Source organism: Rhizobium sp. NXC24, assembly GCF_002944315.1.
Classification (GTDB): domain Bacteria; phylum Pseudomonadota; class Alphaproteobacteria; order Rhizobiales; family Rhizobiaceae; genus Rhizobium.
The window spans coordinates 2,556,084-2,581,073 of sequence record NZ_CP024311.1; the positions used below are offsets into that span (position 1 = coordinate 2,556,084).

24 protein-coding genes and 1 riboswitch are annotated in these 24,990 nt (G+C 58.8%); of the genes, 11 read left to right on the plus strand and 13 right to left on the minus strand.

Translation table 11 applies throughout. From position 1 onward, the window contains the following. Nucleotides 1–175: 175 nt before the first annotated feature. The gene (locus NXC24_RS12580) at nucleotides 176–1,627 is read left to right on the plus strand and encodes a L,D-transpeptidase (protein WP_245463852.1); all 1,452 of its coding nucleotides are present in this window, start codon (nucleotides 176–178) and stop codon (nucleotides 1,625–1,627) included. A gap of 67 nt (nucleotides 1,628–1,694) precedes the next feature. Here the strand turns inward: NXC24_RS12580 and NXC24_RS12585 are convergent, their stop codons facing one another. From NXC24_RS12585 to NXC24_RS12610, 6 genes are all read right to left on the minus strand, one after another. Then, the gene (locus tag NXC24_RS12585) at nucleotides 1,695–2,408 is read right to left on the minus strand and encodes a ParA family protein (RefSeq protein WP_104823595.1); all 714 of its coding nucleotides are present in this window, start codon (nucleotides 2,406–2,408) and stop codon (nucleotides 1,695–1,697) included. A 278-nt stretch (nucleotides 2,409–2,686) separates the two neighbouring features. Further along, on the minus strand, nucleotides 2,687–3,835 hold the full coding sequence (locus NXC24_RS12590) for an iron-containing alcohol dehydrogenase (protein WP_104823596.1): 1,149 nt from the start codon (nucleotides 3,833–3,835) through the stop codon (nucleotides 2,687–2,689). Next, nucleotides 3,832–5,217, minus strand: coding sequence for an aldehyde dehydrogenase family protein (locus tag NXC24_RS12595; RefSeq protein ID WP_104823597.1), 1,386 nt, complete (start codon nucleotides 5,215–5,217; stop codon nucleotides 3,832–3,834). The genes NXC24_RS12590 and NXC24_RS12595 overlap by 4 nt, the downstream gene beginning before the upstream one ends. Before the next feature lie 161 nt (nucleotides 5,218–5,378). Then, on the minus strand, nucleotides 5,379–6,749 hold the full coding sequence (locus NXC24_RS12600) for a glutamine synthetase family protein (RefSeq protein ID WP_104823598.1): 1,371 nt from the start codon (nucleotides 6,747–6,749) through the stop codon (nucleotides 5,379–5,381). A 149-nt stretch (nucleotides 6,750–6,898) separates the two neighbouring features. Continuing rightward, a complete protein-coding gene (locus NXC24_RS12605) occupies nucleotides 6,899–8,470 on the minus strand; it encodes an amino acid permease (RefSeq protein WP_104823599.1) in 1,572 nt (523 codons plus the stop codon). Nucleotides 8,471–8,600: 130 nt separating this feature from the next. Further along, complete coding sequence (locus NXC24_RS12610; protein ID WP_104823600.1) at nucleotides 8,601–9,368, minus strand: N-formylglutamate amidohydrolase; 768 nt, start codon at nucleotides 9,366–9,368, stop codon at nucleotides 8,601–8,603. Between the two features lie 179 nt (nucleotides 9,369–9,547). On the opposite strand from NXC24_RS12610, the gene NXC24_RS12615 reads away from it, so the two are divergent. The 7 genes from NXC24_RS12615 (at nucleotide 9,548) to NXC24_RS12645 (ending at nucleotide 15,744) form a co-directional block, all read left to right on the plus strand. After that, entirely contained in the window at nucleotides 9,548–10,420 is an 873-nt protein-coding gene (locus tag NXC24_RS12615) for a MurR/RpiR family transcriptional regulator (protein WP_104823601.1), read from the plus strand. A 184-nt stretch (nucleotides 10,421–10,604) separates the two neighbouring features. Beyond that, entirely contained in the window at nucleotides 10,605–11,708 is a 1,104-nt protein-coding gene (locus NXC24_RS12620; protein ID WP_104823602.1) for an ABC transporter substrate-binding protein, read from the plus strand. Between the two features lie 71 nt (nucleotides 11,709–11,779). Then, a complete protein-coding gene (locus NXC24_RS12625; RefSeq protein ID WP_104823603.1) occupies nucleotides 11,780–12,673 on the plus strand; it encodes an ABC transporter permease subunit in 894 nt (297 codons plus the stop codon). Then, complete coding sequence (locus NXC24_RS12630; RefSeq protein ID WP_104823604.1) at nucleotides 12,670–13,458, plus strand: ABC transporter permease; 789 nt, start codon at nucleotides 12,670–12,672, stop codon at nucleotides 13,456–13,458. Before NXC24_RS12625 ends, NXC24_RS12630 begins: the two co-directional genes overlap by 4 nt. An 11-nt stretch (nucleotides 13,459–13,469) precedes the next feature. Further along, a complete protein-coding gene (locus NXC24_RS12635; RefSeq protein ID WP_104823605.1) occupies nucleotides 13,470–14,531 on the plus strand; it encodes an ABC transporter ATP-binding protein in 1,062 nt (353 codons plus the stop codon). A 90-nt stretch (nucleotides 14,532–14,621) separates the two neighbouring features. After that, a riboswitch (FMN riboswitch) is annotated at nucleotides 14,622–14,769 on the plus strand. Nucleotides 14,770–14,859: 90 nt separating this feature from the next. Then, the gene (locus NXC24_RS12640) at nucleotides 14,860–15,336 is read left to right on the plus strand and encodes a 6,7-dimethyl-8-ribityllumazine synthase (protein ID WP_104823606.1); all 477 of its coding nucleotides are present in this window, start codon (nucleotides 14,860–14,862) and stop codon (nucleotides 15,334–15,336) included. Nucleotides 15,337–15,393: 57 nt separating this feature from the next. Beyond that, nucleotides 15,394–15,744 (plus strand): VOC family protein, encoded by a 351-nt coding sequence (locus NXC24_RS12645; protein ID WP_104825143.1) that lies wholly within the window; start codon nucleotides 15,394–15,396, stop codon nucleotides 15,742–15,744. Between the two features lie 5 nt (nucleotides 15,745–15,749). Here the strand turns inward: NXC24_RS12645 and phnF are convergent, their stop codons facing one another. The 7 genes from phnF to NXC24_RS12680 form a co-directional block, all read right to left on the minus strand. Further along, complete coding sequence (phnF, locus tag NXC24_RS12650; protein ID WP_104823607.1) at nucleotides 15,750–16,478, minus strand: phosphonate metabolism transcriptional regulator PhnF; 729 nt, start codon at nucleotides 16,476–16,478, stop codon at nucleotides 15,750–15,752. A 1-nt stretch (nucleotide 16,479) separates the two neighbouring features. Next, entirely contained in the window at nucleotides 16,480–17,166 is a 687-nt protein-coding gene (locus tag NXC24_RS12655; protein WP_104823608.1) for a methyltransferase domain-containing protein, read from the minus strand. 163 nt (nucleotides 17,167–17,329) lie between these two features. After that, nucleotides 17,330–18,334: an ABC transporter ATP-binding protein gene (locus NXC24_RS12660; RefSeq protein WP_104823609.1), complete on the minus strand. Its 1,005-nt coding sequence runs from the start codon at nucleotides 18,332–18,334 to the stop codon at nucleotides 17,330–17,332. A 13-nt stretch (nucleotides 18,335–18,347) separates the two neighbouring features. After that, nucleotides 18,348–19,412, minus strand: a complete 1,065-nt coding sequence (locus NXC24_RS12665; protein WP_104823610.1) for a Gfo/Idh/MocA family oxidoreductase — start codon at nucleotides 19,410–19,412, stop codon at nucleotides 18,348–18,350. Further along, nucleotides 19,409–20,248 carry a carbohydrate ABC transporter permease gene (locus tag NXC24_RS12670; protein ID WP_104823611.1) on the minus strand — a complete coding sequence of 280 codons (840 nt, stop codon included), beginning with the start codon at nucleotides 20,246–20,248 and terminating at the stop codon, nucleotides 19,409–19,411. Before NXC24_RS12670 ends, NXC24_RS12665 begins: the two co-directional genes overlap by 4 nt. A gap of 12 nt (nucleotides 20,249–20,260) precedes the next feature. Next, the gene (locus tag NXC24_RS12675) at nucleotides 20,261–21,214 is read right to left on the minus strand and encodes a sugar ABC transporter permease (RefSeq protein WP_104823612.1); all 954 of its coding nucleotides are present in this window, start codon (nucleotides 21,212–21,214) and stop codon (nucleotides 20,261–20,263) included. Between the two features lie 305 nt (nucleotides 21,215–21,519). Then, complete coding sequence (locus tag NXC24_RS12680) at nucleotides 21,520–22,779, minus strand: ABC transporter substrate-binding protein (RefSeq protein ID WP_104823613.1); 1,260 nt, start codon at nucleotides 22,777–22,779, stop codon at nucleotides 21,520–21,522. Nucleotides 22,780–23,002: 223 nt separating this feature from the next. On the opposite strand from NXC24_RS12680, the gene NXC24_RS35100 reads away from it, so the two are divergent. The 3 genes from NXC24_RS35100 to NXC24_RS12690 are packed head-to-tail and all read left to right on the plus strand — an operon-like array spanning nucleotide 23,003 to nucleotide 24,975. Next, on the plus strand, nucleotides 23,003–23,293 hold the full coding sequence (locus tag NXC24_RS35100; protein WP_158704474.1) for a hypothetical protein: 291 nt from the start codon (nucleotides 23,003–23,005) through the stop codon (nucleotides 23,291–23,293). Nucleotides 23,294–23,329: 36 nt separating this feature from the next. Next, nucleotides 23,330–24,214 (plus strand): BadF/BadG/BcrA/BcrD ATPase family protein, encoded by an 885-nt coding sequence (locus tag NXC24_RS12685; RefSeq protein WP_104823614.1) that lies wholly within the window; start codon nucleotides 23,330–23,332, stop codon nucleotides 24,212–24,214. Continuing rightward, entirely contained in the window at nucleotides 24,211–24,975 is a 765-nt protein-coding gene (locus NXC24_RS12690) for a GntR family transcriptional regulator (protein ID WP_104823615.1), read from the plus strand. The genes NXC24_RS12685 and NXC24_RS12690 overlap by 4 nt, the downstream gene beginning before the upstream one ends. Nucleotides 24,976–24,990 lie beyond the last annotated feature (15 nt).

The following is a 24,990-nucleotide window of genomic DNA, read 5'->3' on the forward strand; positions in this document are numbered from 1 at the left end:
CTCCAAAATGGGACAAATCCAGATTTAGTGGTGGTTTGTCTTACCGAACGTTAACTTGACGCCTTGATCACACAAATTTTTATCTTTTATTCAGCATGATAATCTTAAATTCCACACTGGCGTCAAAATTGCCATGTGTGTGTCGGCTCAGCCATCACCCGAGGATTCGACAGACGTGAACCGGTTCCTGAAATTCAGCCTTACTTTGGCTCTGACTGCCGCGACCTCTGCCCTCGCGCTGAACAATGCGCAGGCACAATATTATCACGGCGGGAACGACGTGGTTCTTGTGACCCCTGACGGACGAATCCTTGATCAATATCCGAACCAAGGCAGCGTAACCGTCGCCCGCGACGGGCGCGGCCATCGCGTGCTGATCGATCGCTACGGCAACGTCGTCGCTACCGAGATGCGCGCCAGCACTTATTACCCCCGCGCGCCTCGCCGCGACGCCTACAATGACGATGGCTATGGCGACGGCAACCGATATGGCGACACGCAGCTTTCCAACAATGGCGGCTACCGCGACTATCGCCAGTATCGCGGCGATGATGGTGGCTATGTCGACAATGGCTATGATCAGCAGGATCGCGGTGTCGTCACCAGCGGCATTCCGCGCGACGGCGAAATCCAGAGCGAGCCGCTCGACAATCAATCGCTGCCGGGCGGACAAGCCACACAGAATCCGAATGGCGCCGACTACGCGTCGATCGATCCGCAGGAACAGGCACCTGCTATCGAACGCAAGCCGCCTGCTGAGCCCGTCATCACGCTGAAGGGCAAGTCGAAGGTGGAGATCACCGCGCTGGAGGTCTTCCTCTCTCGCCAGGGCATTTCGCCGGGCGCGATCGATGGCCGCATGGGCGCCAATGTCACCAAGGCGGTCTACGCCTACCAGCAGATGACTGGTCAGACGCTGAACCCGAACGACACGGATTCGATCCTCGAACAACTGCGCTTATCGGGCGGCATGCCGATCATCAACTATACGATCACGCCTGCCGATGCCGCTGGCCCCTATGTCGCATCGATCCCTGAAGACTATGCCGAGAAGGCACAGATGCCGTCGCTCGGCTATACCTCGACCACGGAAATGCTGGCCGAACGTTTCCATATGGATGAAGGCTATCTGAAGGAACTCAATCCCGGCGTCGATTTCACGGTCCCCGGCACCACGATCAAAGTGGTCAACACCGGCCCGGGCAAGACCGGCACCGTTGCCAAGATTCTGGCCGACAAGGGCCGCAAGCAGGTTTTCGCCTATGACGCCAGCGGCGCTCTGATTGCCGCCTACCCCGCCAGCATTGGCTCGACCGACACGCCGTCGCCCTCCGGCACGGTCACGGTCGAGCGCGTCGCTTTCAATCCGGGCTACACGTACAATCCGAAGATCAACTTCAAGCAGGGCGCCAACGACAAGATCCTCGACATTCCGCCCGGCCCGAATGGCCCGGTCGGTCTTGTTTGGATGGCGCTATCGAAACCGACCTACGGCATTCACGGCACCCCGGACCCTTCCAAGATTGGTAAGTCGCAGAGCCACGGCTGCGTGCGCCTGACCAACTGGGATGCGACCGAACTTGCCAAGATGGTCAAGCCCGGCGTAGTCGTCGAATTCGTCGATTGATCGCATTTGAGCAAATGATAAGGCCGCCGGATGAGCCATCCGGCGGCCTTTTTATTGTGAAAGCTTGCTAGGCCGCGGTGCGGATCGCCTCATGAACAGCGCTGCGGGCCGAAGCCGTCAGCCGCGCCGGCAAGAGCCGCATCATTTCCTCGGCGAAGGCGCGGGCATTTTCCTGAGCCTTGTCGAGATTGCTGACCCGGTTCGGATCCATGGTATAGAGCGTGCCGCCGCAATCGAAGATATCGCGGAAAGCGGAGCGTTCGATGATCGGCGTTTCTAAAACCGTGACACTGCGCTGAGACAACAACGCTTTCACCACCTGCAGCGCTCTGGTCGTCACCATCGAATTCACGCGGGTCAGAACGACCGAATGATTGATGTGAATGCCGGCTTTCTGTTCCATATATTGCAGTAGCTCCAGCACCTGCGCGCCGCCCCGCGCATCCATCGCACAGCCTTGGATCGGAATGAGCACATGATCGGAGAGACCGAGCGCCGTTGCCAACAGCGGCGTGCGGGCACCCGGCAGATCCAGGATGAAGTAATCCGTCGCACTGTTCTCGGAAAGATGTATCGGCAGGGACGCGCTCGTCACGAAATCGATGACGGAAATATTGGGAACACGGCTGGAGATTTCATACCAGTGCGAAATCCAGTGCTGCGGATCAGCGTCAAGAATGGTAACGCGATAACCGCGTCGCGCCAGTTCCGTGGACAACAGCAAAACCGCCGTCGTCTTCCCTGCGCCACCCTTCGTATTTGCAAATGTGATAACTGGCATTGTCGGTCTCCGGCAAGATGGCGGTGAGCACGAACATCGCTCATTTCAGCACCATCTGAGTCATTGGTGCGATTAACGTATTGTTTCGAAATATGGTTAACAAAGCCCTAATGGCGCTTGTCGCGCATTAAGATATCGCGTCGGCGAGGGCCTAGCAGGCTACACCATCGGCACGCCACTTGCCGGTGAAGATTGCGATCGTCAACCTGCCAGATAGGCACAAAAAATCGTGCCGCAATCATCTCGCGGCACGACTGAAAATTAAAGCCGACATTGCCTTAGAAGCAGTCGTGGAACAGCGCCTTGGTGTTCTCCAGCGTCATCGGCACCGGATTGCCACCGGCGCTTGGATCTTCGATCGCCATGGCCGAAAGCTCGTCGATGCGATCGGGCGCAATGCCCATAGCCGAGAGGCTTTCCGGAACGCCGAGTTCGGCCCGCAGCTTCAACACATAGTCATAGAAACCGTCGAAACCACCGGAAATGCCGAGATAGGCGGCAGCACGGGCGATCTTTTCTTCGATTGCCTTGCGGTTAAAGCGCAGGACGGCCGGCATGACGACGGCATTGGTCATGCCGTGATGCGTGTTGTAGACGGCGCCGATCGGATGCGACAGCGCGTGAATGGCGCCCAGCCCTTTCTGGAAGGCGACAGCACCCATGGCGGCGGCGCTCATCATATTGGCGCGGGCTTCGAGGTCGGTACCTTCCCGATAGGCGCGCGGCAGGAATTCCTTGACGAGCCGCATGCCTTCCAGCGCGATGCCGGCCGACATCGGATGATAGAACGGCGAGGAATAGGCTTCCAGGCAATGGGCGAAGGCATCCATGCCGGTGCCGGCGGTGATGATCTTCGGCATGCCGACGGTCAGTTCAGGATCGGAGATCACGACGCCCGGCAGGAACTTCGGATGGAAGATGATCTTCTTCACATGCGTTACAGAATTGGTGATGACGCTGGCGCGGCCGACCTCGGAGCCGGTGCCGGCGGTCGTTGGAACAGCGACGATCGGAGCAATGCCCTCGACATTGGCGCGAGTCCACCAGTCGCCGATGTCCTCAAAATCCCAGACCGGTCGTGTCTGGCCAGCCATGAAGGCAACGCATTTGCCGAGATCGAGGCCCGAGCCGCCACCGAAGGCGACGACGCCGTCATGACCGCCATCCTTGAAGGCCTTGACGCCGGCCTCGAGGTTCTTCTCGTTCGGGTTCGGATCGACGTCGGCGAAGATGGCACGGCCGAGGCCGGCGTCTTCGAGAATATCCAGCGCCGTCTTGGTGATCGCCATCGAGGCGAGCCCTCGGTCGGTGATCAGGAGCGGCTTCTTGATCCCCAGGCTTTTGCAGGCATCCGCCAGTTCCGTGATCCGGCCGCGGCCGAGCTTGACGGCGGTGGGATAGCTCCAATTGGCTGAGATATTGCTCATGCTGTTACCTTCTTCAAATGGTAGGATTTCGGGCGCGTCAGGTTATGAAAACCAAGCACGGAAAGCGAGCCGCCACGGCCCGTTTCCTTGACGCCGGTCCAGCACAGTGCCGGATCGAGATAGTCTGCGCGGTTCATGAAGACGGTGCCGGTTTCGATATCGCGGCCGATGCGCGAAGCGCGCTCGACATCCTTGGTCCAGAGCGACGCCGTCAAGCCATAAGGGCTGTCATTCATCAATTCCAGCGCTTCCGCATCGCTCTTCACCTTCATGATGCCGACGGCGGGGCCGAAGGTCTCTTCGCGCATAAAGGCCATGGAATGATTGACATCGACGAGTATCTGCGGCGCGAGATAGGCGCCGCCGTCATCGGCCGGGAAAAGCTTGGGGTCGACCAGCGCCCTGGCGCCCTTGGCGACGGCATCGGCGATCTGCTCGCGGACCACCTTGGCGAAACGCTTGTTCGCCATCGGGCCAAGCGTAGTTTCCGGCTCCAGCGGATTGCCGAGCTTGTAGTTCGACACCCAGGCGACCGACTTCTCGACGAAGGCGTCGTAAAGCGATTCATGCACATAGATTCGCTCGATGCCGCAGCAGCATTGGCCGGAATTGTAGGTGGCACCATCCATCAGCGTGTCGACGGCCGCCTCGAGGTCGGCATCTTCCATGACATAGCCCGGATCCTTGCCGCCAAGTTCGAGGCCAAGGCTGGTGAAGGTGCCGGCGGCAGCGCGTTCGATCGACCGCCCGCCTTCGACCGAACCGGTGAAGTTGACAAAGTTGAAGCTGCCGGCGGCGATCAGCGCCGACGTCGTTTCATGATCGAGGAAGACGTTCTGGAAGACATCAGCAGGAACGCCGGCCTCGACGAAAGCCTGAACCAGCCGTTCGCCGACCAGCAGCGTCTGGCTGGCATGTTTCAGAACAACGGTATTGCCGGCCATCAGCGCTGGGGCGATCGTGTTGATCGCGGTCATGTAGGGATAGTTCCATGGCGCGATGACGAACACGACGCCATGCGGTTCGCGCTCGATACGACGGGCGAAATTCGCGCTGTCTTCCACCACCATCGGCGACAGCGCATCGGCTGCGATCGACGCCACATAATTCGAGCGCTCGTTGAAGCCGCGATATTCGCCGCCGTATTTGATCGGGCGGCCCATCTGCCATGCGAGCTCCGGCACGACGACATCGGCCATTTCGTTGAGGCGCGCAGCACCCTTCAGCACCAGTTGAACGCGGTCTTCCAGCGGGCGGCGCGCCCAGTCCTTCTGAGCCTTGCGGGCGCGGGCGACCGCTTCCTTGGCCGCATCCAGCGACAGCGCCGGACGCTCCGCATAAATCTCCCCATTTACCGGGGACACGCATGTGATCATGGTCATGATCGAAATCCTGTTTCTATAGTCACGAATATGGTCTCGGCTGATCACCGAAAAACTACCCCAAGAGCTTACATCGCCGAAAGAAGCGATTTACCGCAGCCACCTTCCCTGCCCGCGCCTGACGACGAAAATCGGGCGGAAATCAAAAATCACAGGAAGGCTTACGCTCTTTCGAATCCTCTCGCCACCTCCCAGTCGGTGATGCGGCGATCATATTCCTCCTGCTCCCATTCGGCAGCACGGGTGTAGTGATCGATGACATCGTCGCCGAAAGCGGCGCGCAGCATCTGAGAGCCGCTCAGCGCCACCGCAGCGTCTCGCAGCGTGCGCGGAATTTCGCGAACCTCGCGGGCACCATAGGCGTCCCCCACGAAGGGTGCCTCCAGTTCAAGCTTGTTCTCGATGCCATCTAGGCCGGCGGCAATCAGCGCCGCAAAAGCGAGATAGGGATTGAGATCGGAGCCGCCGACGCGGCATTCGATGCGGATTCCCTTGGTCTCGGCGCCGCAGAGACGATAGCCCGCGGTACGGTTGTCGGTGCTCCAGATCGCCTTGGTCGGCGCGAAAGTGCCTGCCACGAAACGCTTGTAGGAATTGATGTAGGGCGCGAGGAAATAGGTGATCTCGCTGGCATGCGTCAAAAGACCGGCGACATAATGCTTCATCAGCGGCGTCATGCCATGTTCTTGTTCCTTGTCGAAGAACAGCGGCGTCTTGCCGTCAGCGCTCCACAGCGACTGATGAATATGCGACGAGCTGCCGGCGGAATTATAGTTCCACTTCGCCAGGAATGTGATGGCCTTGCCCTTCGACCAGGCGATCTCCTTGCAGCCATTTTTGATGATCGTATGGCGGTCCGCCATGGTCAGCGCATCGGCATAGCGGACATTGATTTCCTCCTGCCCCGCCGAAGCCTCCCCCTTGGAATTTTCGACCGGAATGTCGGCTCCCTGCAGGCCAGTGCGGATCGCCCGCATCACCCCTTCTTCCTTGGTGGTCTGGAAGATGTGGTAGTCTTCATTATAGCCACTGGCGAGATGCAGGTTGCGATAGCCGGATTCACGGGCGCTGTCATAGCTCTGATCGAACAGGAAGAATTCCAGTTCGGAGGCCATGAAGGCCTTCATGCCCATTGCTTCAAGCCGCCTGACCTGCTTCTTCAGGATGGCGCGCGGCGAATGCGCCACCTCTTCATGGGTGTGATGATCGAGCACGTCGCAAAGCACCAGCGCCGTGCCCTCAAGCCAGGGAATGCGGCGAAGCGTGGCGAGATCGGGCTTCATCGTATAGTCGCCGTAGCCCTTTTCCCAGCTCGTCGACTTGTAACCCGAGACGGTCTCCATCTCGAGGTCGGTCGCCTGGAGATAGTTGCAGCTATGCGTTTCCTTCCAGGCGCTCTCCACGAAGAATTCCGCCTGGAAACGTTTGCCCATCAAGCGACCCTGCATGTCCACCTGACATGCCAGAACCGTATCGATGCGCCCCTCGGCCACATCTTTCTTGAGGTCGTCGAACGTATAGCTAGTGCTCATGAGTGATCCGCCTGAACAATGAATTGGGGTGTCAGACAACGGAACGCCGGCTCGTAGCTGGGAGCAACCCGGCGCCGTGCGTTTCGTTTATACCGGTGAAGGGGCCGCACGCAGGCGGCCCCGCCGTTCGAGAAATGCAGCTCCGATGCTTAGCTTTCGCCGACGGCCGCTTCTGCCGCTGCGATTTCGGCCTTGCGCTTGGCGATCGCGTCGCCGATCGGCGGTCCCTTGAAGCGCCGCCGCTCGAAGCCGAACCAGACGATCGCAGTCAGGACAAAGAAGCCGACGGTGATGATGCCTGCCCAGTCATTCGGCGGCTGAATGCCGAGAACAAAGATCACGATCATCGCGATGATCGACAGCACGGCAAAAAGCTTGAACAACCCTTCACCGAGGTTCCACGGGCCCATCTTGTCCCACTTCGACGTACCCCAGGCAAACAGACCGAGCGTGATCGGGATCGCGAAGGAGAAGAAGAGGAAGATGACGGTGCACGAAACGACGATGGTGTAAACCGGTGTATCGCCGATCGACACCAGCGACGAACCCCAGACGAACAGCACCGAAAGAATCGAGCCGGTCCAGATCGCGGAAACCGGCGTGCGGTGTGTCGGGCTGACCTTGGAAAGTGCCTTCGATGCAGGAAGACCGCCGTCACGCGAGAACGCAAAGATCATGCGCGATACAGAGGTGACCGTTGCAAGGCCGCACAGCCACTGGCTGATGAAGATCAGGAGATACAGGATATCCTTGACGATGGGGTTCACTTGAGCATCCATCGCCCAGAAGAACACGTTCCAGCCCTGCTTTGCGGCGTCGTCCATATTCGGGATCATCAGAACGAATGCACACAGCATGATATAGCCGAACAAGGCCGACCAAAGCACGGAGGCTACCATGCCGCGCGGAACGGAATGCGCTGCCTTGACCGTTTCCTCCGATGTATGCGCCGAGGCGTCGTAGCCGGTGATCGTGTAGATCGGCAGCAGGAGGCCGAGCGCAAAGACCCAGAAGGTGGAAACCTGCGGCCAGACCGGTGCTCCGGTTGCCGAACCATCGGCGGCAATCGTTGCCACACCCGAGTAGTTCGTGAAGGTGAACAGCCGCGCGAAATCATAGGATGGTGCGGCGATCAGGCACACGACCGCAAGTGCGATCGAGGTTGCGAAGATCAGATAGCCGGAGAAGTCGGTGAGCTTCGCGGTCAGCCCGATACCCATATGGTTCACGAGCGCCTGAAGGCCGGTGATGACCACCAGGAACACGATACGGACCAATGTCGTATCGACCATGCCGAAATAGCCGCCGAAAGCACCGATGAAGAAATAATAGGTGCCGACATTGATCGCGCCGAGAACGGTGACGAGGCCGAGCAGGTTAAACCATGCAGTCAGCCAGCCGGTGAAACGGTTGCCGAGGATCGAGCCCCAGTGATAGAGCCCGCCCGCAGTCGGATAAGCGGAGCTGATCTGCGCCATCGCCACGGCAAAGACCAGCGAAATGAAGCATCCGACCGGCCAGCCGATGCCGATCGCGGCACCGCCTGCGCCAGAAGTCGCCTGGGCGAGCGAATTGATGCCGCCCGAAAGAATGCAAATGATGGAAAAGGATACGGCAAAGTTCGAGAACGAACTCATGCGCCGTTCCAACTCCTGGGCATAGCCCATGGAGTGCAGAATATGCACGTCCTGCTTCTTGTCCAACTCTGTGTAATCAGACATGTATGTCATTCCCCCTAAAACCCGGTCGCCCACGGAATTGCGGGCCACCATTGTGCCACTTGCGCCGCTGGCTTTTTGCCATACGGCCCGATCGCAGTTGAACTGCTCCCCGGGGTCTTTTCTTCTATGCTCAGGCTTCCAGACTGCTCTGGATAAGCCCTGTTAGATAGTCGGCCACGACCCCTTGGCCGACGTCATCTCGGATGAGGTCGTTGCGGACCTCGATCATAACGTTATGCAAACCGTTGGCGAGCCCATGCAGTTTAAGCGTATGGGTGACGCCATCTTCTGGCCCGTAAGGCTCGTTGCGCTCGGTGCGGTAGAGCGGCGCCTCTGCAGCAGCATCGAGCATGCGATCCGCCAGCCAGCGGTCTTCATCGTGCAGAATGCCGAGCTCCACCGCCCGCTGCCTGCCATTGTAAACAGGCGTGAAGCTGTGAACCGTGACGATCACGGTGTTTTGTTCCCTCGCCGCCCTCTCTTTCAGGAGCGCGCGAATGCGGTCATGGAACGGTATATAAAGAGCGTTCGTGCGCGCTTGCCGGTCGGAGGTTTGCAGGTCCTGGTTACCGGGGATCGTGTAGATCTCGCTAACCTCCGGCATCGCGCCCGCGCTTTCGGGCGGACGGTTGCAGTCGTAAATCAGCCGCGAGAAGCGTTGATAAACCAGCGTAGCATCGAGGCTGCCGGACATCTTCGTGGCGACCGCTAGCGCACCCGGATCCCAGGCGATGTGGCTGGACAGCGCTTCGGTCGAAAGGCCCAGATCGCCGAAATATTTGGGCAACGTGCGTGAAGCATGTTCGCAGATGATGAAAACCGCGCTTTTTCCGTCCGGCCGTTCGACCGCGACGCAATCGCCATCCGCTTCCGTCAGAATGCCTTGCGCGGCATGCATCAAAGGCGCCCTACCCTCTTAATAAAATCTTTATAAGAAAAGAATTCTTCAGGTTTCGGCGACTGTCAACTGGAAACTGAAATTATTTCTTCATTTGTGACATTGACTCGAAATGTGACAGCGTAGTTATATTCCTTCCAGGAGACCGGCATAAGACCGTCCCGGGGAGCAAAAATAGAGTGAGCAATGCGTCGAAAACAGTTTCGGACGTAATCAATGCCCAATTCGACGCGCTGACGCGCGCCGAAAAGCAGCTCGCCAAGAGCCTGCTCGACAACTACCCGGTTTCGGGGTTGGGCAGCATTACGACAGTTGCCGAAAATGCGCGGGTTTCCACGCCGACAGTGGCGCGCATGGTGCAGAAACTCGGCTTCAAGGGTTACCCGGACTTTCAGTCCCGCCTCCATCAGGAAGTCGAGGCGACCATCTCGAATCCGCTCACCAAACACGACCGCTGGGCGTCCAATGCTCCCGGCACGCACATCCTTAACCGCTTTGCTGACGCCATTATGGGCAATCTCCGCCAGACCCTGACGGATATCGATGCAGCCACCTTCGATAACGTCGCTGCGCTGCTGTCAGAGCACAAACGCGGGCTTTATTTCGTCGGTGGACGCATCACCGGCGCGCTTGCCGAATATTTCTTTACCCATATGCAGGTCATCCGCCCGAACACGACCTTGCTCTCCTCCAACTCCAGTTCCTGGCCGCAATATGTTTTGAACATGAATCCCGGCGATCTGCTGGTGATCTTCGATATCAGACGTTACGAGCAGGAAATAGTCAGCCTCGCCGCCGCCGCCCGGCGTTGCGGAGCCGAGATCATCGTCTTCACCGACCAATGGGCGACCCCTGCCGTCAAATATGCAAAGCACACATTCCGCGTGCAGATCGAAGCGCCTTCGGCCTGGGATTCCTCCGTCGTCACCCTTTTCATCGTCGAAGCGCTGATCGAAGCCATACAAAGCTCGACCTGGGACGAGACGAGTGAGCGCATGAAAACGCTTGAAGGCCTGTTCGAACAAACAAGGCTGTTCCGCAAGCTAGGTTAGCAGGGAGGAAAGTATAAAGTTACAACCTAAGGATCGGCTAGCAAGACAGGCCTGTCATCGTTAGCGAATAAAAGTAAATCTCCGATGTTCAGGAAGCGCAACCCATTGAAATCCGTCACACAACCTTCATGCAACGTCATTAACAGCAACGCCAGACACTGAAAACCCAAAAGGAGGAATACCAGTGACCTCGAAAATTCATCGTCTTCTGACGCTCTCCACTGCAATGCTCGTCGCCACGACCGCCATTGCTGCTGCTGAACCGAGCGCAGACCTTATCGCTGCCGCCAAGAAGGAAGGCACGCTGACCACCATCGCCCTGCCCCACAACTGGTGCGGTTATGGCGACCTCATCGCTGCTTTCAAGGCGAAGTACAGCATCGATGTCAACGAACTGAACCCGGACGCCGGGTCGGGCGATGAAGTTGAAGCAATCCGCGCCAACAAGGGCAACACCGGCCCGCAGGCTCCCGACGTAATCGACGTTGGTCTCTCCTTCGGCCCGACCGCCAAGAAGGACGGCCTGCTGCAGCCTTACAAGGTCTCCACCTGGGACTCGATTCCGGACAGCGCCAAGGATGCCGACGGCTTCTGGTATGGCGACTACTACGGCGTTCTCTCCTTCGTCACCAACAAAGACGTCGTGAAGAACCCGCCGAAGGACTGGGCTGACCTGCAGAAGCCGGAATACGCCAACACCGTATCGCTCGCTGGCGACCCGCGCACCTCCAACCAGGCCGTACAGGCCGTTTACGCCGCTGGCCTGGCTGCCGGCGAAAAGGATGCCGCCAAGGTCGGCGCTGCTGGTCTCGACTACTTCGCAAAGCTGAACAAGGCTGGCAACTTCGTTCCGGTCATCGGCAAGTCCGCTTCGCTCGCTCAGGGCGCAACCCCGATCGTCGTCGCCTGGGACTACAACGGCCTCGCATGGCGCGACAGCCTGAACGGCAACCCGCCGGTTGACGTTACAGTTCCGGCTTCGGGCGTTGTCGCTGGCGTTTACGTTCAGGCGATCTCGGCTTTCGCTCCGCACCCGAACGCTGCCAAGCTCTGGATGGAATTCCTCTATTCCGACGAAGGCCAGATCGGCTGGCTGAAGGGCTATTGCCACCCGATCCGCTTCAACGACCTGGCGAAGAACAAGAAGGTTCCGCAGGAACTTCTCGACAAGCTGCCGCCGGCAGCAGCCTATGAAAAGGCCGTTTTCCCGACGCTCGATGAACAGGCTGCCGGCAAGACCGCCATCACTACCAAGTGGGATTCTGTCGTCGGTTCGAACGTACAGTAATTTCAGCTAATATGACCTCCCCGCTTCGGCGGGGAGGTTTTCCTTTTTTGACGCCGCGGAATGGGCCAATCATGAGCATCGTCACGACATCAACGATCAGTACCGCCCCCATGATCAATAAGCGCGTGGTTGTCGATTGGCTGGGCATTGCGCCCTTCCTGATCTTCGCGCTTCTGTTTCTCATACTCCCAACGATCTATCTGGTCGCAGGTGCGTTTCTGACGCCCGACGGCAGCCTAACGTTGAAGAACATCGGCGATCTTTTCACAAAATCCATCTTGGACTCGTACTGGATCAGCATCAGAGTGTCTGTCGCCTCGGCGCTCGGCGGCGCACTAATCGGCTTTTATCTGGCCTGGGCCCTGGTCATGGGTGGACTTCCGGCCTGGGTGCGCCATGCCTTCCTGACTTTTTCCGGCGTCGCTTCAAATTTCGCCGGTGTGCCTCTGGCTTTTGCATTCATCGCCACGATCGGTCGCCTGGGCCTCGTCACGCTGCTGCTGAAAAACTGGCTTGGCTTCGACATTTTTCATGCAGGCTTCAATCTCTACAGCTTCGTCGGCCTGACGATCACCTACATGTACTTCCAGATTCCGCTGATGGTTCTGATCATCACGCCAGCCCTGGACGGTATGAAGAAGGAATGGCGCGAGGCGGCCTCGATCCTTGGGGCGACCAATGGGCAGTATTGGCTGATGGTGGCACTCCCCATCCTGTGGCCGAGCCTGCTTGGCACGACGCTGCTGCTGTTCGCCAATGCCTTCGGCGCCATTGCGACCGCAATCGCCCTGACTGGCAGCTCGCTGAACATCATACCGATCCAGCTCTATGCCCAGATCCGCGGCGACGTGCTGCACAACGCCAACCTCGGCTATGCGATGGCTCTCGGCATGATCGTCATCACCGGCATTTCCAACGTCATCTACATCATCATGCGCATGCGCGCAGAACGGTGGCAGAAATGAAGCTGCAAAAATTCTTCGCCTGGATCGCGGTCGTCATCGGCGCCTTCTATTTCATCGTTCCGCTTATCGGCACGCTGGAATTCTCGCTGCGCATGCGCCGCGATGCCTATAGTTTCGATGCCTATGCATCGGTCTTTTCCGATGCGCACTTCCTTTATGCGTTCGGCTATTCCATGCTCATGGCCGCGCTGACCATTGTCGTCGGCATGCTGCTCGTTGTCCCGACGGCCTATTGGGTGCGGCTTCGCTTGCCACAGTTACGCCCGGTCGTCGAATTCATTACGCTGATGCCGCTGGTCATTCCTGCGATCGTGATCGTCTTCGGCTACCTGCGTCTCTACAATTCATCGTCGATCCTGCCGCTGACGGGCTTCGAGCAATCGACGAACTTTCTGCTCGTCTGCTCCTATATTGTCTTGGCGCTCCCCTATATGTATCGTTCGGTGGATACGGCGATGCGCACGATCGATGTAGGTACCCTGACGGAAGCCGCAGAAAGCCTCGGCGCGAAGTGGACCACCATCATGTTCCGCTGCATTTTTCCCAATGTCATGAGCGGCGTTCTGTCTGGCGCCTTCATCACGCTGGCGATCGTCATGGGCGAATTCACCATGGCTTCGCTGCTCAATCGTCCGGCCTTCGGCCCCTATATGCAGCTCGTCGGCGCCAATCAGGCCTATCAGTCTTCGGCGCTGGCGATCATCGCACTCGCTGTGACCTGGCTCAGCATGGGCCTTCTCCAGCTCGTTTCCCGTTTCTCCAGATCCGCTCCGATTAAGGCGTGAGGCTTCACACCATGGCTTTTCTCGAACTTACCAACATCAAGAAGTCCTTCGGCGAAACCAAGGTCGTTCATGACTTCACCATGCATATCGAGAAAGGAGAATTCGTCTCCTTCCTCGGACCGTCCGGCTGCGGCAAGACGACCGTTCTGCGCATGATCGCCGGTTTCGAAACGCCGACCGCCGGCATGCTGACGATCAACGGCAAAGATCAGCGTCCCCTGAAGCCGAACCAGCGCAACATCGGCATGGTGTTCCAGGCTTACGCACTGTTTCCGAACATGACCGTGCATGACAACGTCGCCTTCGGCCTCAAGGTCGCCGGCGTTGCCAAGCCTGACATCGACAAGCGCGTCAAGGAAATGCTCGGCCTGATCAAGCTTGATCATCTTGCCGGTCGTTATCCGTTCCAAATGTCCGGCGGCCAGCAGCAGCGCGTGGCGCTCGCCCGCGCCATCGCCGTGAAGCCGCAGGTCCTCCTGCTCGACGAACCGCTCTCGGCGCTTGATGCCAAGATCCGCGTATCGCTGCGTGAAGAAATTCGCGCCATCCAGCAGCAGCTCGGCATCACCACCGTTTTCGTGACGCATGACCAGGAAGAAGCTCTGTCGATCTCCGATCGCATCGTCGTCATGAACGCCGGCCGCGCCGACCAGATCGGCACGCCCTTCGAAATCTACAACACGCCGGCCACCCGCTTCGTCGCCTCCTTCGTCGGCACGCTGAACCTCATCGAAGGCAAGGTCGTCGATCCGGACAGCAACCGCATCATGATCGGCGATCAGGGTGTGACACTGAAGCAGTCGGTCACCGCCTACAAGCCCGGCGACACCGTATCGCTGGCGCTGCGCCCAGAAGCCGGCTCGCTGGCAGAATCGGCGAAGGGCGACACTGCTCTGACCGGCGAAGTCTCCTCGGCCCACTTCCTGGGTTCGGTCATCCGCACGCGCATGAATGTCGGCGGCAACACCATTTCCTTCGACATGTTCAACAGCCCCGGAATGATGCCTCCGAGCGTCGGCGAGAAAGTCACGCTACGCTTCGCCTCCTCCGATCTGCTGGTCATCCAGGATTGATAAGCAGCGCAATTGGACAGATTTTTCGCACGCGCCGGGCAAATCGCCCGGCGTTTTTCTTTGATTTCTGTTGCACCGCAATTATAGTCCAGGCGTTCTCAGGGCGGGGTGCAATTCCCCACCGGCGGTATGGAGGCTGATCTCCGAGCCCGCGAGCGCCTTCCGGTTCGCTGGAAGGGTCAGCAGATCCGGTGAGAGGCCGGAGCCGACGGTATAGTCCGGATGGAAGAGAGCAAGCCGGGTCGACGGCTCCTTCGCGCAAGGGGCTTCTGCGGCCTTGCGTGTTCGCCCAAGGGATATTGAGTTAAACCCTTGAAAGGCAGAGTTCATGACCATTTCCATTTCTACGCAGCCGGGCCGCATAGCGTTGATCCGGGCACGCTGGCATGCCGATATCGTCGATCAGTGCGTCGATGCCTTCATCGCCGAATGGCAGAAGACCGAAGGCGCCTCCCCCATCGACATTTTCGATGTACCCGGCGCCCTGGAAATCCCGTTGCATGCGCAGACGCTCGCCCGCAACGGCCGCTATAGCGCCATCATCGCGACCGCTTTCGTCGTCGACGGCGGCATCTATCGCCACGACTTCGTTGCCGACACCGTTCTCGATGCAATGATGCGCGTGCAATTGGATACCGGCGTTCCGATTCTTTCGACCGTGCTGACGCCGCATCATTTCCAGGAGACGGAAGCGCATATTCATTTCTTCAAGCAGCATTTCGTCATCAAGGGTCAGGAAGTGGCAAATGCCTGCCGGCAGATCCTCAGCGAACGCGCCAAGCTGCTGCCATCGGTGACTGTCTGAGTTAAGATGGTGGAGGCGGCAAAGGCCCGCCTCCATTCCTCCGGCAAGGAGCATCGCATGACCGTCCTGCGAATTGTCCCCAATCTGCATGCGGCCGATCCCGCCAGCGCTCGCGCCTTCTATGGCGACCTGCTCGGCTTGGATATCGTTATGGACCACGGCTGGATCATCACCTTTGCCTCGAAGGCGCAGACTGTGCCGCAGATCAGCATAGCCAGCGAAGGCGGCTCAGGCGCGACCGTGCCCGATCTTTCGATTGAGGTCGACGATGTCGATCAGGTCTATCAGCGCGCCCGGTCGATGCAGCTCGACATCGTCTACGATCTGAACGACGAACCCTGGGGAGTCCGGCGTTTCTACGTCCGCGATCCCTTCGGCAAGATCGTGAATATTCTGTCCCATCGATAGGCCGTTCATCCCAAATCGACGTTGAAGGTCACCCGCTCCGCCGACCATAAAGTCTCGGAATAGGTAATGGGCGCACCATCGTTATCGACATCCACTTTGAGAACGACCAATACCGGTGTTGACTTCGGCTGCCGCAACAACCGCGCCTCCTCGGCATTCGGCATGCGCGCCTCAATCTCGGTCGATAGGCGCACATAGTCGTGGACGCCGTAGCTCGCGAGTGCTGCGGTAATGGTCTGATATTGCAGCCTCGCCTTGTCGAAATCCGGAAATCGGTCAGCCGGATAGTAGGTGTCGCCAAGTTCGACGGGCACTCCATCCGCCGTCATGACACCGCGGCGATGGATGACCGGCGCGCCAAGCGCAAGCCTCAGCCGCGCCGCGACAAGCTCGGATGCCGGGACGACCTCGTGGATCAATAATTCGCCGCCAGGCTCGAAACCTTGCTCGATCAAATTCTGGGAGAACCGCGTCTTCTTCGAGAGCCTATAGTCGAGAGCCCCTCTGTGAACGAAGGTCCCTCGCCCCTGCTCCGCGCGCACCAATCCCCGCTGCTCCAAATGGCCGAGCGCCTGGCGGACAGTGAAACGGCTAACACCGAAACGTTGCATGAGTTCAGGTTCGGTCGGCAATTTGGCGCCCGGAGCAAAGGTCCCGGTGGCGATATCCGCCGCCAGGATTTCGCCGATCTGATGCCAGAGAGCACTGCCGCTCTTGCGATCGATCGTTTCCATATCAGATGCGCTTTTCGAGCCGGAACAGGAGCTTGTATTCAGCAGGATAGCTCAGCGCGTCGAGAATGCTCGGATAATATTTGCGATCCTTCGATCCGCTGACGAAGCCGCTATAGCCGAAACGCCGAACGGAAACATCGAAGCCGGCGGCTGCGAAGGCATCGATATAGTCCTGCGGAGAGCGATCCTGCACCGGCGCATTGCTGTTGCCGCCGATCAATTCGCGCCACTTCGGCCAAAGCGGCATTTCGTTGTGGCAACCGGTGACGGCGTAATAGACACCGCCATTGCGCATGACCTCGAACATCTGCTCGGCATGCCGCTTCAACTCCGGCAGCAGGTAAACGACCTCATAGCTGAATGCGACATCGAAGCTATCGGCAAAAGGCGAAAGATCGGTGGTGACTTGAAACTGCAGCGGCATGTTGCCCTTGGCCGCCACAGCCGCCGCAACCGATTCCGAAGCAATGTCGATGCCGACGCCGCGACGGAACGGCCGCATCGCATGAAGCAGCCGCAGAAAGCCGCCGCGATTGCAGCCAAAATCCAGCACCGTTTTCGACGAAAAATCCCGCTCTGGCACGCTCTCGATGAAATGCCGCCAATAGGGGCTGTGCGATTCCGCCATCGCAATGTCACCATTCGGTTCGGTATGCCAAGTTGCATAAGTGGTTGCTGCATTTGTCATGATGCGCTCGCTGTTGGTGTTGACTGAGCGAGTGATAGCGCACCTCTGTGACAGGCACATGAATTCGTCCGGACGACTGGATCACTTTAGGGCCAATCGCTGGACAAATAAAAAGAAGGCCCTGCCAAAGCAGAGCCCTCTTCAATATGCCAAATGCCGACGCCTAAGCGCGAATGGCCTGATCGTTTGCGTCGAAGCGATGCATATGTCTGGTCTCCGGCGTCGCATAGACCGTTTCGTCCGGCTCGTATTTGTGTTCGCCGAAGAGGCGCGCGGTCAGAAGGCCGGTTTGCTCGGATTCGAGATAGATGATCGTATCGGCGCCGAGATGTTCGACATGGATGACCTTGGCGGCCCAGGTGCCGTGGTCGCGCGACAAAGTGATATGCTCCGGACGGATGCCGATGGTCTTGGCACCGCTCTGCTCGAGCTTCTCCGCCGGAATGAAGTTCATCTGCGGCGAACCGATGAAGCCGGCGACGAAGATGTTCGCGGGCCGGTTATAGAGCTCCATCGGCGAACCGATCTGCTCGATCGCGCCGGCGTTCATCACGACGATCTTGTCGGCCAGCGTCATGGCTTCGACCTGATCGTGGGTGACATAGATCATCGTTGCCTTCAGGCTGCGATGCAGGCGGGCGATTTCAAGCCGGGTCTGAACGCGCAATGCCGCATCGAGGTTCGACAGCGGCTCGTCGAATAGAAAAAGCTCCGGTTCGCGCACGATGGCGCGGCCAATGGCGACGCGCTGACGTTGGCCGCCGGAGAGTTCGGCGGGACGACGGGCGAGATAGGGGGCGAGAGAAAGCATGCTCGACGCCTTCTCCACACGACCTTCGATCTCATCCTTGGCGGTGCCAGCCTGCTTCAGGCCGAGGCCCATATTATCTTTCACCGTCAGATGCGGATAGAGCGCATAGGACTGGAACACCATGGAAATGCCGCGCTTGGCGGGCGGCGTAACCGTCACATCCTTGCCATTGATCAAAACCGCGCCCGAGGTTACGTCCTCCAGGCCGGCGATGCTGCGCAGAAGAGTCGACTTACCGCAACCGGAAGGGCCGACGAAAATGACGAACTCGCCATCCTTCACCTCGAGGTCGATGCCCTTCAGCACATCATGCGTACCATAGGCCTTGCGAATGGATTTCAGTTGAAGCGATCCCACAGTCTCTTATCCCTTACAAATAAACGGGCTTGCCGGTGCGCACGCTCTCGTCGGCGGCGAGGCAGATGCGTAGCGATTGAACAGCGTCGGCCATATGGCGGCTAAGGTCGATATCCTCGCGGATGGCCTTCAGCATGAAGGCCTGTTCGCGATCGCACAGCTCCTGGTGACCCGGCTCTCCGTCCATGCGCAGATCCTGATCGGGACGGATGAACTTGCCGTTCGGACCGGTCTCGGCCGTATGCAGCCGGATGACGGAGGTCTTGGTGTGCGTGTCGATGTCGTCCGACTTGGCGTTGGGGTCCATGACGATCGAGACCGCGCCATTCGGCGACATCACATCCTTCACGAAGAAAGCCGTTTCGGAAATCATCGGCCCCCAGCCGGCCTCGTACCAACCGACCGAACCGTCTTCGTAGATCACCTGCAGATGGCCGTAATTGTACATATCCGGCGCGATCTCGTCCGACATGCGCAGACCCATGCCGCGCACCTCGACCGGCTTGGCGTCCGTGATCTGGCACATGACGTCGACATAATGCACGCCGCAGTCGACGATCGGCGACGTGGTGCGCATCAGCGCCTTATGCGTCTCCCAGGTCGGTCCGCTCGACTGTTGGTTCAGGTTCATGCGGAAGACATAAGGACCGCCGAGCTTGCGCGCCTCGGCAATCAATCGCATCCAGGACGGATGGTGACGCAGGATATAGCCGATCACCAACTTGCGGCCGGCTTTCTCGGCTGCGGCCACAACGCGCTCCGCATCCTCAACGGTCGTCGCCAGCGGCTTTTCCACGAATACGTCGCAGCCCGCCTCGAAAGCCATGACGGCATAATCCGCGTGGCTGTCGGAATAGGTATTGATCGAGCAAAGATCGGGCTTCAACGCCTTCAGCGCCGTCTCGAAATCCGGATGGATCGTGTAACCCTGCAGCTCATCAGCCAGCTTCGGCTTCGAGCGATTGACGAGGCCAACAATCTCGAAACCGGGATTGTTGTGGTAGGCAAGCGCATGGCTGCGGCCCATATTGCCAAGGCCGGCGACCAACACGCGGATCGGCTTATGAGATGAGCTCACTTGACTGCTCCGGATGTAATGCCGCGAATGAGTTGGCGTGAGAAGAGGACGTAGAGGATGAGGATGGGCAGGATGGCGAGCGTCAGCGCCGCCAGGACCGCGTTCCAGTTGGTAACGAATTGGCCGATGAAGATCTGCGAGCCCAGCGTCACCGTCTTGGTCGCCTCGCTCGGCGCCAGGATCAGCGGGAACCACAGGTCATTCCAGATCGGGATCATGGTGAAGACGGCGACCGTCGCCATGGCCGGACGAACCAGCGGCAGCACAAGGCGGAAGAAGATCGCATATTCGCTGAGCCCATCGATGCGGCCCGCATTCTTCAAGTCATCCGAGACGGTTCGCATGAATTCGGACAGGATGAAGATAGCGAGCGGCAGGCCCTGCGCCGTGTAGACGAGGATCAGTGAAGTCAGCGTATTGACCAAGCCGGCTGCGACCATACCCTGCAGGATGGCGACCGTGCCGAGGCGGATCGGGATCATGATGCCGATCGCGAGATAAAGCCCCATGATGGTATTGCCGCGGAAGCGGTATTCCGACAGCGCGAAGGCGGCCATGGCGCCGAACAGCAGGGTCAAGACGATCGAGACGATCGTCACGATGAAGCTGTTCTCGAAATAGGTCAGGAAATCCCCCTGCTTTAGAACGGTCTGATAACCGATCAGACTAAAGCTGGATGGCGTTGGGATGCTCAGGGGCGCGCGGAAGATCGAGGCGCGGTCCTTGAAGGAATTGATGATGGTCAGAAACACCGGAAAGATGGCAAGCAACGTGTAGGCGATCAACGCCAGATGCACGAGGCCGGAGCGGACAAGGGAAGTGCGTGCCTTGGACATCGTCGCCTCTCCTCAGAACTGGTAGCGGCGGATGCGCCGCTGGACGATGAAAAGATAGAATGAGACGCCGGCGAGAATGATCAGGAACATTACCGTCGCGATGGTCGCGCCCATCGAGCGGTCGCCGAGCTGTAGCTGGAAGCCGAAGAAGACGCGGTAGAGCAACGTGCCAAGAATATCGGTGGAACCATCCGGCCCCGCCAGCGCGCCCTGCACGGTGTAGACAAGGTCGAAAGCGTTGAAATTGCCGACGAAGGTCAGGATCGAGATAATGCCGATCGCCGGCAGCACCAGTGGCAGCTTGATCTTCCAGAACTGGCTCCAACCGGTGATGCCATCGCACTCGGCCGCCTCGATCACCTCTTCAGGGATGTTCAGTAGCGCGGCATAGATCAGCATCATCGGGATGCCGACATATTGCCAGACCGAGATCAGCGCGACGGTGACGAGAGCCGTGCCCGGCTTGCCGAGCCAGGGAGCAAAGAACGACTTAAGGCCGACCATGCCCATCAAATCGGGCGCCACACCCCAGAGCGGCGACAGAATGAGCTTCCAGATGAAACCGACGATGACGAAGGAAAGCAGCGTCGGCAGAAACATGGCGGTGCGATAGAAGGCGACGAACCGCAGCTTCGGCAGCGACAGCAGCGCCGCGAGCGCGACACCGATCGGGTTCTGCACGCACATGTGGATGGCAAAGAAGATCAAATTGTTGCGCAGCGCATTCCAGAAATCATGCGACCAGCGATCATCCCCGAACAACACTTTGAAATTGTTGAGACCCACGAAGGTCGATTGGTTGTCGACGACGTTGTACAGCGACAGCCGCAATGTCTCGATCAGAGGCAGGATCATCACCGCCGTGTAGACGATGAAGGCCGGAAGAAGGAAAACGAAGATATGCCAACGCTTCTGGCGCTTGATCGGGACCGCATCAAAAGCGGCTGATATACTGGCTTTGCTCATGGCTTTCTGCCTGCTTTTATTGGCTACGCATCGGGACGGCAGCGCAAACGTTCAATTCGCCCGCTGTTCCGGCTCTCCGGCCAAACATGGAGAAACAATATCGGGCGCGGCTCGATGTGGTGTCGCGACAGCCGCGGGTCCGGCGGCTCATATCGGCATACAAGATAATGAAGGCGCGTCATGCACTTACCCATCAAAAGCGGGAAAGCAGCAACCGATGACCTCTGTCCTTCTATCCGCATGCACCGGCGGTAGAACAAGGTGAGGAGCACGAGGCCCCTCACCCGACTTACGTCAAAGCAGGCTTACTTGGCCGGCTTGTACCACTTGTCGAGGCCGGCTTGCAGCTTCTTGGCAGCAGCGTCCGGCGCGTCCGTGCCGTTGATCACGTTGGCGGATTCCGTCCAGGTTTCGTTTTCCAGGTTCGGCGTGCCGCGCGACAGGATCTGGTACGTCGAACGAACCGTCGACTTGTGATTGTCACGCCAGGAAACGAATTCCTGAGCGAGCGGATCGGTCATCTTCACCGGATGCGAGTTCAGGCTGAAGAAGCCCGGCAGCGCGTTGGCGTAGATGTTGGCGAACTCGTCCGAGGCGACCCAGCTCAGGAACTTCTTGGCCTCTTCCGCATGCTTGCTCTTGGCATTCAGACCGACGCCGATATCCGGATGGTCGGAGATGTAAGCCGTGTCGCCAGCCTTTGCGACCGGCGGCGGGAAGGCACCCATCTTGAACTGAGCCTGCGTGTTGAACAGCGCGATTTCCCACGAACCGGCCGGGTAGATGGCAGCCTTGCCGAGCGTAAAGAGGTTCTGGCTGTCAGAATAGCTCTGGGCTTCGAAGCCGTCGCCGAGGTAAGGTTTCCACTTGGCGAGTTCCTTGTAAGGATCGACCCACGGAGCATCCGTCAGTTTTTCCTTACCAGAGATCAGAGCCAGGCGACCGTCTTCACCCTTCCAGTAGTTCGGGCCGATGTTCTGGTAGCCCATGGTTGCAGCTTCCCACAGATCCTTTGTGCCCATGGCCATCGGAATGTAGGTGCCGTCGGCCTTGAGCTTGTCCAGCACTGCGAAGAATTCGTCGCGAGTCGCCGGAACCTTGAGGCCGAGCTTGTCGAAGGCATCCTTGTTGTAGATGAAGCCGTGGATGACCGAAGCCATCGGCACGCAGAAGGTCGACTTGCCGTCGTCCGTGGTCCAGGCAGCCTTGGCGACCGGCGAGAAGTTATCCATACCCTTCAGCGATGTCAGGTCGGACAACTGCTTCTTGTTGAAGAGGTCCAGCGAAGCGTCGAACGGACGGCAAGTGATGATGTCGCCGGCGGAACCAGCTTCAAGCTTGGCGTTCAGCGATGCGTTGTACTCGGTCGGAGCCGTCGGCGAGAAGACGATCTTGATGCCAGGGTTCTTGGCTTCGAATGCCGGGATGATCTTTTCCTGCCAAATCTGCAGGTCGTCGTTGCGCCAGCTTTCAACCGTCAGCGTCACGTCCGCCGCATGCGCGAAGCCGACCGAGGTCAGCAGGCTGGATGCGAGGAGTAAGCCTTTCAGAACATTGTTTTTCATTTCCCTCTCCTGTTTAAGCGCCCGGAAAAAGGCACCGTTCTCGATCTGAAAATCCGTTGGCATATCCGAGGAAACAGCCAACGCTCCACAAGGACCGCCAACATTGCCGGCCCCAAATGCACAAGGGCGCAAGGCACTGTGCCTGATCGGCCCGATCAATCGTGACCCGCCGGACGACCGGACAAGGACACCAGAAACTCAACACACGGGAATTTCATGACGAATGCTGTCGCGCAGACCCTGTTTGATCTACGCGGCTCCTGACAACGGCAGAGGTCCGTCACCTTCTGCTTGGCGTTCCGGCTATTGTTATCTTGCCGGTTCTGCCGATGCCTGTTCGAACTGTTCCCTTGGAAGAATTAAGGCCAAAAAAATACCAATTGTCCAGCCGAAATTTAACTTTTCTGAGTCGGAAAAACAGATAAAAAATTTTATTGATATTTTTCAATATGATACAGAAACGCAAAAAGCGACGCATTGCCTATTGGTAAATGGTATTTTTTTGGTATTGTAGGAAAAATGGGGAACGGGTGGTTATCCGGAGGGTGTGATGACGGAGTTTGCGATCGGTATCGACGGCGGGGGAACAAGCTGCCGCGCTGCTGTGACAGACAGGCTGGGTAAAGTCCTTGGTAACGGCAAGGCGGGGGCAGCCAATATCCTTTCCGATCTCGAAAACTCTTTGGTCAACATCGTCGCATCCGCCCAAGAAGCCCTCAGCGACGCCGGACTCGATCCGGAGTTGGTCCATACACTGCCCGCCGTTGTCGGCACGGCCGGCGCCAACGTCGGTGACTATGGCAAGCGCATCGAAAAAGCGCTGCCCTTTGCAAACAGCCATGTCGTCACCGACGCGACGATAGCGCTTCAGGGTGCGCTCGGCGATGCCGATGGGATAATCGGCGCATTCGGCACCGGTTCCGTCTACAATGCTCGACGCGACGGCAAGATTTGGGGCATCGGTGGTTGGGGCTTTGTCATTGGCGACCAAGCAAGTGGTGCGCGTCTCGGCCGCGATCTGCTGGAGCGCTCACTTCTGGCGCACGACAAGGTGCAGCCACCCTCGCCAATCACCGAAAAGATCATGGCTGAATTCGACGGCGATCCCGAACGCATCGTCGAATTCGCCCATGCTTCCAAACCGAAAGATTTTGCGCGTTACGCGCCGATGGTCTTCGAACATGCCGAAAGGGACGATGTGGTCGCTGTCGGCATCGTCAAGACAGCGGTGAACGCTATCGCCGAAAGCCTCGACACGCTGCTTTGGCCCGAATGCCCGGCGGTCTGCCTACTGGGCGGTCTCTCGAAGGCATATCATCCCTGGCTCGCTTCGCGACACAAGGCGCTTCTCGCGGAACCGAAAGGCGACGTATTGCGCGGCGCGGTCGAACTGGCGGCAAAGCTCCTGCAAAAAGACATGGGGAGCACGCCATGACCGAGGATTTGAGCCATATCTTCTCGCCGGAACGCCTGCTCGCCGGCGGCACCGGCCCGCTTTATGTCAAGCTGCGCCGCACGCTCGAAGACGCCGTCAAGGTTGGCACGCTGAAACATGGTGATGCCTTGCCGCCGGAACGCGACATAGCCGAATATGCAGCCGTCAGCCGCGTGACGGTACGCAAGGCGATCGACGATCTCGTGGCAGAGGGCATCCTTGTCCGTCGCCATGGCTCCGGCACTTTCGTCGCCAAGCCGGTCTCCAAGGTCGAACAGCGCCTATCGCAGCTAACGTCCTTCACTGAAGACATGGCACGGCGGGGCATGACAGCACGCTCCGAATGGCTGCATAAGGGCGTGCACACCCCCTCGCCCGATGAAATGATGATCCTCGGCCTTGCCGCCGGCACCAAGGTTTCCCGCCTCAGCCGTCTGCGCATCGCCGACGACCAGCCGCTGGCCATCGAACATGCCAGCGTCTCCGGCGAGTTCCTGCCGGACCCATCCACAGTGACCGCGTCGCTTTATGCCGAGCTCGAAAAGCGCCAGGTCCGCCCGGTCCGTGCCGTCCAACGCATCTCTGCGACCAACATGAAAGAGGCCGACGCCGGCCTGCTAGGCGTCCCCGTCGGGGCTGCGGGCCTATCGATCGAACGCATCTCCTACCTCGGCTCCGGTCGCGCCGTGGAATTTACCCGCTCGCTCTATCGAGGGGACGCTTATGACTTTGTTGCGGAGCTGACGATTGGAGCGACTTAGGGTTGAGTTAACGAG

Coding starts and splice junctions, on each gene's coding strand:
- NXC24_RS12675 (WP_104823612.1), bottom strand. CDS start 21,214: ATGAGCAAAGCCAGTATATCAGCCGCTTTTGATGCGGTCCCGATCAAG.
- NXC24_RS12645 (WP_104825143.1), top strand. CDS start 15,394: ATGACCGTCCTGCGAATTGTCCCCAATCTGCATGCGGCCGATCCCGCC.
- phnF (WP_104823607.1), bottom strand. CDS start 16,478: ATGGAAACGATCGATCGCAAGAGCGGCAGTGCTCTCTGGCATCAGATC.
- NXC24_RS12670 (WP_104823611.1), bottom strand. CDS start 20,248: ATGTCCAAGGCACGCACTTCCCTTGTCCGCTCCGGCCTCGTGCATCTG.
- NXC24_RS12685 (WP_104823614.1), top strand. CDS start 23,330: ATGACGGAGTTTGCGATCGGTATCGACGGCGGGGGAACAAGCTGCCGC.
- NXC24_RS12590 (WP_104823596.1), bottom strand. CDS start 3,835: ATGAGCAATATCTCAGCCAATTGGAGCTATCCCACCGCCGTCAAGCTC.
- NXC24_RS12690 (WP_104823615.1), top strand. CDS start 24,211: ATGACCGAGGATTTGAGCCATATCTTCTCGCCGGAACGCCTGCTCGCC.
- NXC24_RS12605 (WP_104823599.1), bottom strand. CDS start 8,470: ATGTCTGATTACACAGAGTTGGACAAGAAGCAGGACGTGCATATTCTG.
- NXC24_RS12595 (WP_104823597.1), bottom strand. CDS start 5,217: ATGACCATGATCACATGCGTGTCCCCGGTAAATGGGGAGATTTATGCG.
- NXC24_RS12640 (WP_104823606.1), top strand. CDS start 14,860: ATGACCATTTCCATTTCTACGCAGCCGGGCCGCATAGCGTTGATCCGG.
- NXC24_RS12600 (WP_104823598.1), bottom strand. CDS start 6,749: ATGAGCACTAGCTATACGTTCGACGACCTCAAGAAAGATGTGGCCGAG.
- NXC24_RS12625 (WP_104823603.1), top strand. CDS start 11,780: ATGAGCATCGTCACGACATCAACGATCAGTACCGCCCCCATGATCAAT.
- NXC24_RS12655 (WP_104823608.1), bottom strand. CDS start 17,166: ATGACAAATGCAGCAACCACTTATGCAACTTGGCATACCGAACCGAAT.
- NXC24_RS12680 (WP_104823613.1), bottom strand. CDS start 22,779: ATGAAAAACAATGTTCTGAAAGGCTTACTCCTCGCATCCAGCCTGCTG.
- NXC24_RS12635 (WP_104823605.1), top strand. CDS start 13,470: ATGGCTTTTCTCGAACTTACCAACATCAAGAAGTCCTTCGGCGAAACC.
- NXC24_RS35100 (WP_158704474.1), top strand. CDS start 23,003: ATGCTGTCGCGCAGACCCTGTTTGATCTACGCGGCTCCTGACAACGGC.
- NXC24_RS12630 (WP_104823604.1), top strand. CDS start 12,670: ATGAAGCTGCAAAAATTCTTCGCCTGGATCGCGGTCGTCATCGGCGCC.
- NXC24_RS12610 (WP_104823600.1), bottom strand. CDS start 9,368: ATGCATGCCGCGCAAGGCATTCTGACGGAAGCGGATGGCGATTGCGTC.
- NXC24_RS12585 (WP_104823595.1), bottom strand. CDS start 2,408: ATGCCAGTTATCACATTTGCAAATACGAAGGGTGGCGCAGGGAAGACG.